This is a genomic window from Fulvimonas yonginensis, from assembly GCF_037137055.1.
GTDB classification, from domain to species: Bacteria; Pseudomonadota; Gammaproteobacteria; order Xanthomonadales; family Rhodanobacteraceae; genus Frateuria_A; species Frateuria_A yonginensis.
This window is the reverse complement of sequence record NZ_JBBBNY010000001.1, coordinates 350582-364063: the sequence shown is the minus strand read 5'-3', so window position 1 is coordinate 364063 and position 13482 is coordinate 350582. Positions and strand designations below refer to the sequence as shown.

Here is a 13482-nt window from a genome sequence, read left to right as displayed (position 1 = left end):
GGCGCGCCCCCGCGGCGTTACACTGGCGTCCTGTCCGTCGCCGCCGTGCCCGCCATGCAGGTCCAGGATCCCAGCCAGATCGCCCACCGCCTGGCCGAGCTGCGCCAGGAACACCGCGACCTGGACGCGGCCATCGCGCACATGGCCGACCACCCGGCGCGCGACGAACTGCAGCTGACCCGCCTGAAGAAGCGCAAGCTGCTGCTCAAGGACGCCATCGCGCGCCTGGAAAGCAAGCTGATCCCCGACCTGGACGCCTGAGGATGCCCGCACCGACCCTGCTGGAGGACGCCCACGTCGCCCTCGAACCGCTGCGCCCCGAGCACGTGCCCGCGCTGGAGGCCGCCGCGGCCGACGGCGAGCTGTGGCGCCTGTGGTTCACCTCGGTACCCGCGCCGGGGCAGATGCAGGCCTATGTCGCCCGCGCGCTGGAGAGTCAGGCCGAGGGGCGCATGCTGCCCTTTGCGATCCGCGAGAAACGCACCGGCGAGCTGGTCGGCAGCACGCGCTATTACGACATCGTGAGCGATCCGCCGCGGGTGGCGATCGGCTACACCTGGTATGCGCGCCGCTGGCAGAAGAGCCACGTCAACACCGCCTGCAAGCGGCTGCTACTGGCGCATGCGTTCGAGGCGCTCGGCTGCGTCGCGGTGGAATTCCACACCGACGGGCGCAACCTCGACTCGCAGCGCGCCATCGAACGCCTCGGCGCGCAGCGCGAAGGCGTGCTGCGCAACCACAAGCGCCGGCCCGACGGCAGCCTGCGCGACACCGTGTGCTACTCGATCCTCGACCGCGAGTGGCCGGACGTGCACCGCTGGCTGCAATTGCGGCTCGCCCGCCTGGCCGGCTGAGACCTCATGGCCGCCCGACACGGCACCGCCGGCGCGGCGAACGAGCGAGCCGTCGGGCTTCCTGTAGCATGGCGACTTATGAACGAACAGCAGCCCCAGACCACCCACTTCGGTTTCCGCGACGTGCCGGTGGGCGAGAAGCAGAAGCTGGTCGGCCAAGTGTTCACCTCGGTCGCGCGCAGCTACGACCTGATGAACGACCTGATGTCGTTCGGCATCCACCGGCTGTGGAAGCGCCACTTCGTGGCGATCAGCGGCGTGCGCCGGGGCGACCGCGTGCTGGACCTGGCCGGCGGCACCGGCGACATCGCAGCGCTGCTCAGGCCCGTGGTGGGCGACGAGGGCGAGGTGGTGGTCGGCGACATCAACGCCGCCATGCTGGGCGTGGGGCGCGACCGCCTGACCGATCGCGGCCTGGTGGCCGGCCTGCGCTGGGCACAGCTGAACGCCGAGTGCCTGCCCTTCCCCGACAACGCGTTCGATGCCGTGACCATGGCCTTCGGCCTGCGCAACGTCACCGACAAGGACAAGGCGCTGGCCGACATCTACCGCGTGCTGAAACCGGGCGGCCGCGCGCTGGTGCTGGAGTTCTCGCGCGTGCAGAGCGAGCTGTTCGGCAAGCTCTACGACTTCCACTCGTTCAAGGTGCTGCCGCGGCTGGGCCGGCTGTTCGCCGGCGACGCGGCCAGCTACCGGTACCTGGCCGAGTCGATCCGCAAGCACCCCGACCAGGGCACGCTCAAGGGCATGATGGAACGCGCCGGCTTCGACCGGGTGGAAGTGCGCAACCTCACCAACGGCGTCGTGGCGATCCACAAGGGCTACAAGTTCTGATATGGGCAAGCGCGCGGCCACCTCGCAGCTGGAACGGCTGACCTTCTTCTCCGACGCGGTGTTCGCCATCGCCATCACGCTGCTGGTGATCGAGGTGCACGTGCCGCACCTGGACACGCGCGACGACGGTGCCTACCTGCAGGCGCTCGCCGCCCTGACCCCGAGCTTCATGGGCTTCGCGCTCAGCTTCCTCACCATCGGCGCGCTGTGGATGGCGCATCACCGCGTGTTCGGCCTGCTGGACATCCACCACGAGCGCTTGCTCTGGCCCAACATGCTGCTGCTGATGGTGGTCGCGTTCATGCCTTTCGCCACCGCGCTGATGAGCGCCAACCCGCTGGCGCGCGTGCCGGAGCTGTTCTACGCGGGCACGCTGCTGGTCGCCGGCCTGCTGCAGCACTGGCTGTTCCGGCGCGCGCTGGCGCCGGGCCTGGTCCGCCCCGGGGTGCCGCCGGAAGACATCGCCGCATTGCGCTGGCGCTCGCTGGGCCTTCCCACCGCGGCCGCCATCGCCTGGATCGTGGCGTGGTGGCTGCCGGCCTGGAACGATTTTCTGCTGCTCGCCATCCCGCTGCTGGTGCGGCTGTATGCCGGCCTCGGCCGGCGCCGTGCGCTGCGCCGGCTGGCCGCCACGGCCCCCGCCGCCTAGGCGGTGGCGCGGCCGTCCTCCAGCACGGTGCCCACGCGACGCGCGGTCGCTTCGCTGTCCGCCAGGCGCGCGGTCTCGGTCAGTGCGTCGGCGTACCAGCGCTGCATGCCGGGCAGCCCGCGCAGGCGTTGGGCGTAGGCCAGCGACGCCTCGTCCAGCGCCAGACCGTAGCTGTGGATGCGCCACGCGACCGGCGCGAAGAAGGCATCCACCGCACCGAAGGCCGGCCCGGCCAGAAACGGCCCACCGAAGCACGCGAGGCCTTCGTTCCACAGTTCCGACAGGCGGTCCAGATCGCGCCGCAGCGGCGCGTCGATGCCGTGCAGGCGCACACGCACGGCGCAGTTCATCGGGCAGGTGCTTCGCAGCGTGGTGAACCCCGCGTGCATCTCGGCCGCCACGCAGCGCGCCCAGGCGCGAGCCCGCGCCTCGTCCGGCCATACGCCGGGATGGCGCTCGGCCAGGTATTCGACGATCGCCAGCGATTCCCACACCACGGTGTCCCCGTCGCGCAGGCACGGCACCTTGCCGCTCGGCGAGAAACGGCGGAACGCCTCCCAGCTGGAGCCGTCGCGCAGGGCGACCGGGCGCTCGTGGAACGCGATCCCGCGCTCGACCATCAGCAGCCACGGCCGCAGCGACCAGGACGAGTAGTTCTTGTTGGCGATGTAGAGCTCGTACACGGGTCGCCCCTTTACGTGTCGATGATCAACAGGGTGCCGCTGCTGCCGGCTTCCACCGCATGCGCGAGGCCCGCCGGCACCAGGCAGAGCTCGCCCGCCCGCACGGCCCGGACCGTGCCACCGACGCGCAGGCGCAGCTCGCCATCCAGCACGAGCAAGGCCTCGGTGTGATCGTGCACTTCGGCCGGATAGGGTGCCTCATCCATGCGGGCGAGCTTGAGCCTGGCCTGGCCGAGCTCGCCGAGCAGCCGCGATTGCCATGCCTCGGGCAAGCGCTGCGCCAGCGCGGGAAGGTCCATGACCTCCAGCTCAGCCGGGCTCACAAGGCTTCGCCTCCATCCGCACGGCGCGCACCGGTGTCGCACGACCGCGCGCGTTGGCCAGGATCACGCCGCCCACCGTCACCGCGCCGCCGACCAGGGTCAGCAGCCCCGGCCGCTCGCCCAGCCAGACCCAGCCGATCAGCACCGCGATGGGCGGCGAGAAGTAGATGAAGCTGGATACCTGAGAGGCCGAGCTGCGGTGGATGGCCACGTTCCAGGCGATGTAGCCGACGAAGGTCGGTGCCAGTCCCAGCCACGCCAGCGCACCGATGCGCGGCCACGGCGCGGCCGCCAGCGCCTGTGGCAGGTGGGTGGCGAACGGCAGCGCGCCCAGCGTGCCGGCGAAGAAGGTGAACGCGGTGACGCCGAACACGCTCGAGCGCGCGAACAGCGGCTTCTGCCCCACGAAGTAGATCGCCGAGGCGACCACGCTCACCAGCACCAGCGCCGCCATCGGCTCGAAGCGCACCTGCTTGCCACTGGCCAGCACCACCATCACCACGCCGACCAGCGCCACGCCCAGCCCGGCCAGCGTGCGCAGCGGCAGCCGCTCGCCCAGCCAGATCGCGGAAAGTGCGGCGGTCGCCGCGGGCACCAGCGAGATCAGGATCGCCGCGGTGCCGCTGGCGATGCGGGTTTCGGCATAGTTGAGCGCCAGGTGGTAGACGGTCAGGCCGACCACGCCCAGCGGCGCCAACCGCAGCCAGTCGCGCCGCGCCGGCAGCACCGGGCGCTTGACCAGCAGCCACAGGGCGAAGCAGAGCGAGCCGATCGCCAGCCGCGCGAAGGCCACCTCGCCCGGCGTGAAGGCCGGCAGGGCATAGGCGATCGCCGCATAGGCCGACGACCAGGTGAGCAAGGCGACGCCGATACAGGCCAGCGTGCGCGCATCCAGACGGGGGGTGTCCATGGGGGTATCCGGCGCGGGGAAGTGCGCATCCTAGTGGCGACCAGGACGCGCGGGAAATGATGCATCGGGTCAAAATGCGGTGCTTCGCCGACGAACGAACCGGGACACCCCCGCCATGGCTTACGTTTCGAAACCCGAACTGGACACCCGCGACTGGCAGCTGCTGGAAGCCCTGCAGCAGGACGCCCGCCAGGGCTACGCCGAGCTGGGCCGGCAGGTCGGCCTGTCCGCGCCGGCGGTGGCCGAGCGCATACGGCGGCTGGAGGAGGCCGGCGTGATCGCCGGCTACCGTGCGGTCGTCGACCCGAAACGGTTGGGGTTCAGCATCGACGCGATGGTCCGGCTGCGCTGCGACGGCGGCGTCTGCGCGCGCATCGGCGCGTTGGTGGCCGACGTGCCCGAGGTGCTCGAATGCCGCCGCCTGGCCGGTGAGGATTCGGCTCTGCTGCATGTGGTGGCGTTGTCGGTGGCGCACCTGGAGGCGGTGCTGGACCGGCTGCTCAAGATCCACCCGAGCGTGAGCACCACCACGCTGGTGGTGCTGCAGACGCCGCACGCCAATCGCCCGCTGACGCGCGCGATGTGGCAGGCCGCGCACGCGATGGAAGGCTGAATCGCAGGGCGGAGCCGGCATACTGCACGCCTGCGCGTACTCCCAGGAGACTCCCGATGCCCGACCAGCCCCTGCCGCCCGACCTGCCGGCCGACGACCAGCCGGCCGATCCGCAACGCCGCCGCCTGCTCGGCGGCCTGGCCGCCGCCGGCGCTGGCCTCGCGCTGGGCGGTGCCACCGCGGACGCGGTCCACGCGGCACCCGAGCCGCCGGCACCGGCCGCGACCGCGCTGGACGCCCTGCTGCGCAAGCACGTCCAGCGCGTGGTGGTGATCTATGCGGAGAACCGCAGCTTCAACAACCTGTTCGGCGACTTCCCCGGCGTGGCCGAACCACTCAGCGGGCTCAGACCCGAGCGGTACCTTCAGCGCGACCGCGACGGCTCGGTGCTCAAGCAGCTGCCGCCGGTCTGGCACGGCGTGGCGCCGCACGAGCAGGTGGTCAACCATCGCAGGTACGTGGTGCGCGAGCAGGACATTACCGGCCTGCCCAACGCGCCGTGGGCGCTGCGCACCGGCGAGGGCGAACCGCTGCCGCAGGGCGTGGTCACCCGCGACCTGTGGCACCGCTTCTACGAGAACCAGCTGCAGATCAACGGCGGCAGGAACGACGGCTTCGTCGCCTGGGGCGACAGCGGCGCGCTGGTGATGGGCTACTACGGCGACAACGCCGCCAACCTGCGCTTGTGGCAACTGGCCCGCCAGTACACGCTGTGCGACCGCTTCTTCATGGGCGCCTTCGGCGGCTCCTTCCTCAACCACCAGTACCTGATCGCCGCGCAGCCGCCCTACTACCCGCACGCGGACGTGAGCCCGGCGCGCTTCAACATCGCCCAGACGGTCAGCGGCAAGGCCACCGACATCCGCCTCAAGCTCGCCCCCGACTCCCCGAAGAGCGCCATGCAGGGCTGGCCCAAGACCGCCGCGCCCAGTTCGCTCACGCCCGATTTCTGGGCGGTCAACACGATGGCGCCCGCCTACGCGCCCAGCTTCTCGCAGGACCCGCGCGATCCCACGCGCGCCGACCCGGACAGCCCCAACACCCTGCCCCCGCAGAAGCACGCCACGATCGGCGACCTGCTCAGCGAGGCCGGTATCGACTGGGCCTGGTACGCGGGCGGCTGGCAGGCGGCGCTGGAAGGTCAGGGCGAGGGCGACCAGCGCGAGTTCCCGCAGCGCCCCAACTTCCAGCCGCACCACCAGCCGTTCAACTACTTCGCCGCCTATGCACCCGGCACCGACGCCCGCGCGAGGCACCTGCGCGACGCGGGCGTCGGCGAGACCGCGGCGACCAACCATTTCCTCGCCGCGGTCGAGCAGGACCGGTTGCCCACGGTGGCCTTCTACAAGCCGCAGGGCGACCTCAACATGCACGCGGGCTACTCCGACGTGGATGCCGGCGACCGCCACATCATGGCAGTGGTCGAGGCACTGCAGAAATCGCCGGCGTGGCCCGGCCTGCTGGTGATCATCACCGTCGACGAGAACGGCGGCTGGTGGGACCACGTGGCGCCGCCAAAGGGCGACCGCTGGGGGCCGGGCTCGCGCGTGCCGGCGATCATCGTCTCGCCGCACGCGAAGAAAGGCCACGTCGACCATACGACCTACGACACCGGCTCGATCGCCCGCTTCCTCACCCGCCGCTTCGGTCTGCGCAAGTTGCCGGGCCTGACCCTGCGCGAGGAAGCCATGCGCGCCGCGGGCGGGCCGCCGCCGGGCGACCTCACGGCGGCGCTGGATTTTTCCGGCGCCTGAGGCCGGGGCACCTTGGCCGCGCTCGTCTTCTGTGTCGCATCATCCGACCGCGCTCCCGCACGGTCGGGCACGCCTGCCGGGCGCTGTTCGCCGGTTGCCGAGACCGCACTCGTTCGGGCGCTTCGCCGGTGCGCCATCGTGCTCTACGCCTGCGACGTCTTGCTCATGTAGGAGCGAGCACGCGGAGGACCAGCAAACCCGAGGGGCGCCCGGACACGGAACCGCCACCGCCCGTCAGCGCGCACATCGCGCCACCCAGCCCCCCGGCGGGGAAACCACCGACCGCACAGGACCCGGCCCCGCCGATCCGAGCGCGCCCGGCACCGCCCCGGAAGCGCAATCCGCGCAACGAGCAGGGCCATCCGTCACGGATCCCCCCGCCCACCCCCGATGGCATACTCGCCGCTTCCGCCCACGGAGAACCATCCGCATGCGTGCACTTCCCGTCCTCGCCCTCGGCGCGTTCCTGCTGCCGCTGTCCGTCCTCGCCGCCGACCCGCATTCCTACGCCCAGCCCGAGCAGGTGCGCGTGACCCATCTGGATCTCGACCTGGCGGTCGATTTCCCCCGCAGGCAGCTGGACGGCACCGCCACGCTGACGCTGGACTGGAAGAACCCGAAGGCCGCGGCGCTGGTGCTGGACACGCGCGACCTCAAGATCGCCAGGGTGGAAGGGCTCGACGCCGCCGGCCGCGCGACCGCGCTGAAGTTCGCGCTGGCGCCGCGCGACAAGGAGCTGGGCAGCAAGCTCACCATCCAGACGCCGAAGCACCCGGCCAAGGTGCGCATCGCCTACGCGACGGTGCCGACCGCCTCGGGCCTGCAGTGGCTCACGCCCGCGCAGACCGCGGACAAGAAGCTGCCCTTCATGTTCTCGCAGTCCGAATCCATCCATGCCCGCTCGTGGGTACCGCTGCAGGATTCGCCCGCGATCCGCTTTACCTACACCGCGCACGTGACCGCGCCGAAGGACGTGCGCGTGGTGATGAGCGCGATCAACGATGCCAAGCACCCGCTCGACGGCGACTTCCGCTTCGACCAGCCGCACCCGATCCCCTCCTACCTGCTGGCGATCGCCGCCGGCGACATCGCGGTGAAGGAAACCGGCCCGCGCTCGGCGGTCTATGCCGAGCCTTCGGTGGTCGGCAAGGCGGCGCACGAGTTCGAGGACACCGGGAAGCTGATCGAGGCCACCGAGACGCTCTACGGCCCCTACGCCTGGGGCCGCTACGACATCCTGGTGCTGCCGCCCTCCTTTCCGTTCGGCGGCATGGAAAACCCCAACATGACCTTCGCCACGCCGACCGTGCTGGTCGGCGACAAGAGCCTGGTCTCGCTGGTCTCGCACGAGCTGGCGCACTCCTGGTCGGGCAACCTGGTGACCGCCGCCGCCTGGCGCGACATCTGGCTCAACGAGGGCTTCACCACCTACGTGCAGGGTCGCATCACCGAGGCCGTCTACGGCAAGGCGCTGGCCGACGAGGAAGCGCTGCTGTCGGCGCGCGCGCTGCAGAAGTCGATCGGCGGGATGCCGGCCAACGCCCAGCGCCTGGCGCCGGAGCCGCGCGGCATCGGCGCCGACGACGCGCTCTCGGACGTGGCCTACGACAAGGGCTCGTGGTTCCTGCGCACGCTGGAGCAGCGCTTCGGCCGCGCCACCTTCGACGGCTGGCTGAAGGGCTATTTCCACCGCCACGCGTTCACCTCGATCACCACCGAGCAGATGCTGGCCGATCTCAAGACCAACCTGTTCGACGCACATCCGGGCGTGATGGACTGGAGCGAGGTGCAGGCCTGGGTGTACCAGCCCGGCATCCCGAAGGACGCACCGCTGCCCACCTCGCCGCGCTTCGATGCGATCGACAGGGAGCGCGCGGCATTCCTCGCCGGCACGCTGGATGCCGGCCAGCTCGACGCCAAGGGCTGGAACACGCAGGAGTGGATGTACTTCCTCGACCGCCTGCCCGACGTGCCGCCGCTGTCGAAGATGAAGCAGCTGGACGCCGTCTGGCACCTCACCGGCACGCCCAACGCCGAGATCGGCATGCGCTGGTACAGCCACGCCATCGCCGCCGGCGACCAGGCGGTGTGGGAGGCGGCCCGTGAGCACATGACGCGGATCGGCCGCATGTACCTGACCCTGCCGGTGTACAAGGCCTTCGCCGCCACGCCGGAGGGCCTGGCCTACGCCAAGGCGGCCTACGCCCAGGCGAAGGACGGCTACCACCCGATGACCCAGGGTGCGATCGAGTCGATCCTGGCCAAGGCGGCCAAGGGAAAGTAACCCCTGCGGCAGGTCGGCCACCTGGCCGGCCTGCCTTTGCACCCGTTCTGCCACCGGCCGCGGCAGTGCCCTTTCCACCGCGGCGCGCACGCGAGCCATCCCGCGACCCGCCGAACCGGAATCCGTCGATGAACCAGACCCCCGACACCCACCCCCTCTGGCAGCGCCTGCTGCTGCGCCGCCTGAAGTTCCTCGGCATCCTGGTGGCGCTGCTGGTGGTGGTGCTGGGCGGCAGCTACCTGTTCGCGCCGCAGTGGCTGCTGCGCGCCTACGTGCTGCGCCAGGCGATGAGCGCGCACGTGGAGAAGCACGCCCTGCGCGTGGGCGACACCACCTGGAGCTACTACGAAGGCGGCCAGGGGCCGACGCTGGTGCTGCTGCACGGCTTCGGCGTGGACAAGAGCGTGTGGCTGCCGCTGGCCGCGCAACTGACCCCGCAGTTCCACGTGGTGATCCCGGACCTGCCCGGCTGGGGCGAATCCTCGCGCGTGGCCGATGCCGACTACGGCGTCGCGGCGCAGGCGCAGCGCCTGCAGTCCTTCCTCGCCGCGCTCGGCGTGCAGCGTTTCGTGCTGGTGGGGCACTCGATGGGCGGCGCCATCGCCGGCGTCTACGCGGCCGGCCATCCGGACGGCGTGGCCGGGCTCGCGCTGCTGGACGCCTACGGCCTGAAGGCCGAGCCCAGCGCGCTGGACCGCGAGGTGCAGGCCGGCAGGGATCCGTTCCTCTACGCCGACCACGCCGCCTTCCGGGCCGCGCTGAAGCTGGCGTTCCTGCAGCCGCCGTCGCTGCCCGCGCGCATCGAGGACGTGTTCATCAGCCGCAACCGGCACGACCGCGCCTTCATCGAGCGCACCCTGGCCGCGCTGCGCCAGCCGCAGAACCGCCTCTCGCTGCAGCAGGACCTGGGCCGGCTGACCATGCCCGTGCTCGGCCTGTGGTGCCGCGACGACCGCATGGTCGACCCTTCCGCGCTGGACAGCCTGCGCAACGGCCTGACCCGCGCCGCCTCGATCGGCTCCAGCCAGCTCACCGGCTGCGGCCACATGCCGATGATGGAGCGGCCCGAGGCCACCGCGCAGGTGCTGACCGGATTCGTGCTGGGCCGCTGAGCCGGCGCCCGCCTAGCCCGCTGGATCAGGCAGCCGCACGCCGAGCGCGGCGAGCCGGCGCAGGCCTTCGGCGCTGGGCAGCAGCGCCCGTCCACGGGCGGCGGGACGCAGCCAGCCGGCATCGAGCATGGCGCCGGTGAGCGCCACGCCGAGCGGCCCGCCCACGTGCAGGCGGCGCTCGGTCCAGTCCAGGCAGCTGCGGCCGCGCAGGCTGGGCAGACGCGCCGCCGCGTCCGCGTCGAGGCCGGCATGGACCAGCGCCTCGGCGCCGGCGCGGTTCAACGCCAGGCCGTCGCTGGCCGTCGTCAGATGGCCGCGTTCGAGCAGCCCCGCGCACAGCGCCACGCCGAGCTGGCCGGCCAGATGCCGGTAGCAGGTGCGCGCGCGGCGCAGCGCCAGGTCGCCCGTGGGCAGCGGCAGCGCGGCGGGCCGGCGCGGCAGCGCGAGCGCCTCGAGCCAGTCCGCCACCTCGTCGCCCGCCAGGCGGTAGTAGCGATGCCGCCCCTGCACGTGCACCGTCAGCAGGCCGCCATCGAGCAGCCGCTTCAGATGCGCGCTGGCGGTCGGCGCCCCCACGCCCGCCGCCTGTGCCAGCTCGCCGGCCGGCCGCGCCGTACCGTCGACCAGCACGAGCAGCATCGCCGCACGGGCCGGCTCGGCAAGCAACGCACCGATCTCGGCGAGCTGGTGGGGCGTGAGCGAGGTGGGGGTCATGCGCCGAGTCTAGCCCGGTGCGGGACACGCACGTTTCGCGCCCGGCCGAAACGGCGCAGGCAGGGGTAGGAGCGCAGGCTACGGCGATCAGGTACCGCGGGGCTTGGCGCGGTGGGTGGGCGTGGCCGACCACGGGTCGTCCGGCCAGGGGTGGCGCGGGTAGCGCCCCTTCAGTTCCTTCTTCACTTCCGGATAGGTGCGCTCCCAGAAGCCCTTCAGATCCTGCGTGACCTGGATCGGCCGGCCCGCCGGCGAGAGCAGATGCAGGGTGACCGGCACGCGGCCGGCGGCCACGCGCGGCGTGTCGGCCAGACCGAACAGCTCCTGCAGCTTCACCGCAAGCACCGGTGGCTCGCCGGGCGCATACTCCAGGCGGCGCGGCTGGCCGCTGGGGACGACCATGGCGTCCGGCGCGTGCCGGTCCAGCTGGCGGCGTTGCTCGTGATCCAGCAGCGCGGCGAGCGCCTGCGACAGTTCATCGGCCCCCAGCGCGTCGAGTCTGCGCTTGCCTTCGAGGTAGGGACCGAGCCAGTGCTCCAGGGTGGCCAGCAGCATCGCCTCCGAGACATCGGGGAGGCCGAGCTCCGGCATCCACCCGGCCAGCGCCTGCATGCGCGTGCGCAGGCGGCGCGTGCCCTCGCTCCACGGCAAGGTATCCAGGCCGCGGCTGCGGATCGCGGCGAGCAGCGCCGGCTGTGCGTCCTGCGGGTCCACCGGCACGCTGCGCCGTTCCAGCACGATGGCGCCGAAGCGCTGTTCCTCGAACGCCTCCACCGCGCCGCGCGCCTCGTTCCAGCGCAGCGTCCGCCCGCCCAGGAAGTGCTGCGGGAAGTCCGTCTCCAGCCGGCGCGGGTCGAACGGCGCAGCGGCGAGGATCAGGCTGTCGCGCGCCTCCAGGCGCAGGTCCAGCACCACCAGCCAGGGTTCGCCGAGCAATGCGGTGGCCTCGTGCAGTACCGCGCCGCGGCCGTTGGCCAGGGTGTAGCGGCGCGGCTGCGATTCGTCCTGGCGGGCGATGCGGTCGGGCCAGGCGTGCAGCAGCAGGTCGCCGACGGCATGGCTGTCGGGTACGCCGCTCGCCGCGGTGGACGCCTCCAGGCGCCGCCGCCAGCCTTTCGCCGCCTGCTCGATGGCCGCCATCGCGCTGGCGTCGAAGACAGGCGCACCCAGGCCACGTGGTCCGCCCGGGCCGGCGCTGCGCCGATCGCGCCAGGCGTGCAGCGCGTCCACCCGCAGGCGGAAATCGTCGCTGCGCGCCTGTTCCCCGCGCAGCGGCGAGCGCGCCTCGACCAGCGCGAGCAGGTCGGCGGCGAGCGGTCGCAGCTCTACCGGCGCGCGCAGGGCCGCGGCCGCCAGGCGCGGCGTGGCGCCCAGTTCGAGCATGCGTCGGCCCAATGCAGTGATGCGGCCGTCGCCGTCGAGCGCGCCCAGCGCCGCGAGCAGTTCGCGCGCCTGCGCGAGCGCCCCCCGCGGCGGCGGATCGAGCCAGCGCAGGCCGGCGTCACCGCCCGGGGCCACGCCCCACGCGGCCAGCTCCAGCGCCAGCCCGGAGAGTTCGGCCTGGGCGATCTCCGGCGTGCGCGCCGCCTCCAGCCGCCGGCTCTGCGGCCACAGCCGGTAGGCGGTGCCCGCGGCGACGCGGCCGGCGCGGCCGGCCCGCTGATCGGCCGAGGCCTGCGAGATGGCCACGGTCTCCAGCCGGGAAAACCCGGTGTTGGGGTCGAAGCGCGGTTCGCGCGCCAGGCCGGTGTCGACCACCGCGCGGATGCCCGGCAGCGTGACGCTGGATTCGGCGACGTTGGTGGCCAGCACCACGCGGCGCGTGCCGGGGTCGGCCGGCGCGAGCGCGGCCTGCTGTTCGGCGAGCGAAAGCTCGCCGTGCAGCGGCACGATCTCGGCCTGCGCAAACGCAGGGACGAGCGCCTTTTCGAGCAGCGCCTGTGCGCGCGCGATCTCGCGGCGACCGGGCAGGAACACCAGCACGTCGCCCTCGTTCTCCTCCAGCGCCTGGCGGGTGACGCGCGCGAGGTGGTGCTCGGGCGTCTCCTGGCTGCGCAGCGGCGGGTGCTCGATGCGCACAGGGTGGCTGCGGCCGGGACTGGACAGGCGCGGGGCATCCAGCCAGCGGGCGATGCGCTCGCCGTCGAGCGTGGCCGACATCACCAGCAGGCGCAGGTCGGGGCGCAGCGTGGCCTGCACGTCCAGCGCGAGCGCGAGGCCGAGGTCGCCGGCCAGGTGCCGCTCGTGGAATTCGTCGAACAGGATCGCGCCGATGCCGGCGAGTTCGGGATCGTCCTGGATCAGCCGCGTGAGGATGCCCTCGGTGACCACCTCGATGCGGGTGGCCGCGCTCGTCTTGGCCTCGAAACGGATGCGGTAGCCGACCGTCCGCCCGACCTCCTCGCCGCGCTGCGCGGCCATGAACTGCGCCGCGGCGCGCGCCGCGATGCGCCGCGGCTCCAGCATGACGACACGCCGTCCGGCCAGCCAGGGTGCGTCGAGCAGGGCCGGCGGCACCTGGGTGGTCTTGCCGGCGCCGGGCGGAGCCTCCAGGACCAGGCGCGGATGGGCATCGAGCGAGGCGCGCAGCTCGGGAAGCAGCGGGGCGATCGGGAAGGCGGGAGCGGCATGCGTCATCCGTGCGGATGATAGCGGGACGTCCCGCACGGCTTGCGCCGTTTCACGGGAGCGAGCCTGCTCGCGATGCGCTTCGTCTTGCGGTGTCCAGGCAAGGACATCGCCAGCGAGCTCG

At 72.3% G+C, this 13482-nt stretch carries 13 protein-coding genes; 8 read left to right on the top strand and 5 right to left on the bottom strand.

Annotation, left to right across the window (positions count from 1 at the left end):
* Window positions 1-54 precede the first annotated feature (54 nt).
* The 4 genes from WAT24_RS01630 to WAT24_RS01615 all read left to right on the top strand — a co-directional run bounded on the left by WAT24_RS01630 (window position 55) and on the right by WAT24_RS01615 (window position 2337).
* Window positions 55-261 carry a YdcH family protein gene (locus WAT24_RS01630; protein ID WP_336806368.1) on the top strand — a complete coding sequence of 69 codons (207 nt, stop codon included), beginning with the start codon at window positions 55-57 and terminating at the stop codon, window positions 259-261.
* Window positions 262-263: 2 nt separating this feature from the next.
* Window positions 264-854 (top strand): GNAT family N-acetyltransferase, encoded by a 591-nt coding sequence (locus WAT24_RS01625; RefSeq protein ID WP_425605205.1) that lies wholly within the window; start codon window positions 264-266, stop codon window positions 852-854.
* A 78-nt stretch (window positions 855-932) separates the two neighbouring features.
* A complete protein-coding gene (ubiE, locus tag WAT24_RS01620) occupies window positions 933-1688 on the top strand; it encodes a bifunctional demethylmenaquinone methyltransferase/2-methoxy-6-polyprenyl-1,4-benzoquinol methylase UbiE (protein ID WP_336806060.1) in 756 nt (251 codons plus the stop codon).
* Window position 1689: 1 nt separating this feature from the next.
* On the top strand, window positions 1690-2337 hold the full coding sequence (locus WAT24_RS01615; protein WP_336806059.1) for a TMEM175 family protein: 648 nt from the start codon (window positions 1690-1692) through the stop codon (window positions 2335-2337).
* Here the strand turns inward: WAT24_RS01615 and WAT24_RS01610 are convergent.
* From WAT24_RS01610 to WAT24_RS01600, 3 genes are read right to left on the bottom strand one after another with little or no spacing between them, the layout of a single operon-like run.
* A complete protein-coding gene (locus WAT24_RS01610; protein WP_336806058.1) occupies window positions 2334-3020 on the bottom strand; it encodes a glutathione S-transferase family protein in 687 nt (228 codons plus the stop codon). The two genes, WAT24_RS01615 and WAT24_RS01610, sit on opposite strands and share 4 nt — an antisense overlap.
* An 11-nt stretch (window positions 3021-3031) precedes the next feature.
* On the bottom strand, window positions 3032-3319 hold the full coding sequence (locus tag WAT24_RS01605; protein ID WP_336806057.1) for a cupin domain-containing protein: 288 nt from the start codon (window positions 3317-3319) through the stop codon (window positions 3032-3034).
* 10 nt (window positions 3320-3329) lie between these two features.
* Window positions 3330-4253 (bottom strand): DMT family transporter, encoded by a 924-nt coding sequence (locus WAT24_RS01600; RefSeq protein ID WP_336806056.1) that lies wholly within the window; start codon window positions 4251-4253, stop codon window positions 3330-3332.
* A gap of 115 nt (window positions 4254-4368) precedes the next feature.
* Here WAT24_RS01600 and WAT24_RS01595 point away from each other — a divergent pair, with 115 nt between their 5' ends.
* The 4 genes from WAT24_RS01595 (at window position 4369) to WAT24_RS01580 (ending at window position 10016) form a co-directional block, all read left to right on the top strand.
* Window positions 4369-4866, top strand: coding sequence for an Lrp/AsnC family transcriptional regulator (locus WAT24_RS01595; protein WP_336806055.1), 498 nt, complete (start codon window positions 4369-4371; stop codon window positions 4864-4866).
* Between the two features lie 56 nt (window positions 4867-4922).
* Window positions 4923-6620, top strand: a complete 1698-nt coding sequence (gene acpA / locus WAT24_RS01590) for an acid phosphatase (RefSeq protein WP_336806054.1) — start codon at window positions 4923-4925, stop codon at window positions 6618-6620.
* A 430-nt stretch (window positions 6621-7050) separates the two neighbouring features.
* Window positions 7051-8904, top strand: coding sequence for a M1 family metallopeptidase (locus WAT24_RS01585; RefSeq protein WP_336806053.1), 1854 nt, complete (start codon window positions 7051-7053; stop codon window positions 8902-8904).
* Between the two features lie 128 nt (window positions 8905-9032).
* The gene (locus WAT24_RS01580) at window positions 9033-10016 is read left to right on the top strand and encodes an alpha/beta fold hydrolase (RefSeq protein ID WP_336806052.1); all 984 of its coding nucleotides are present in this window, start codon (window positions 9033-9035) and stop codon (window positions 10014-10016) included.
* A gap of 12 nt (window positions 10017-10028) precedes the next feature.
* On the opposite strand, the gene WAT24_RS01575 is transcribed toward WAT24_RS01580, so the two are convergent.
* Window positions 10029-10730: an ArsR/SmtB family transcription factor gene (locus WAT24_RS01575; RefSeq protein WP_336806051.1), complete on the bottom strand. Its 702-nt coding sequence runs from the start codon at window positions 10728-10730 to the stop codon at window positions 10029-10031.
* A gap of 87 nt (window positions 10731-10817) precedes the next feature.
* Complete coding sequence (gene hrpB / locus WAT24_RS01570) at window positions 10818-13367, bottom strand: ATP-dependent helicase HrpB (protein ID WP_336806050.1); 2550 nt, start codon at window positions 13365-13367, stop codon at window positions 10818-10820.
* Between the last annotated feature and the right edge of the window lie 115 nt (window positions 13368-13482).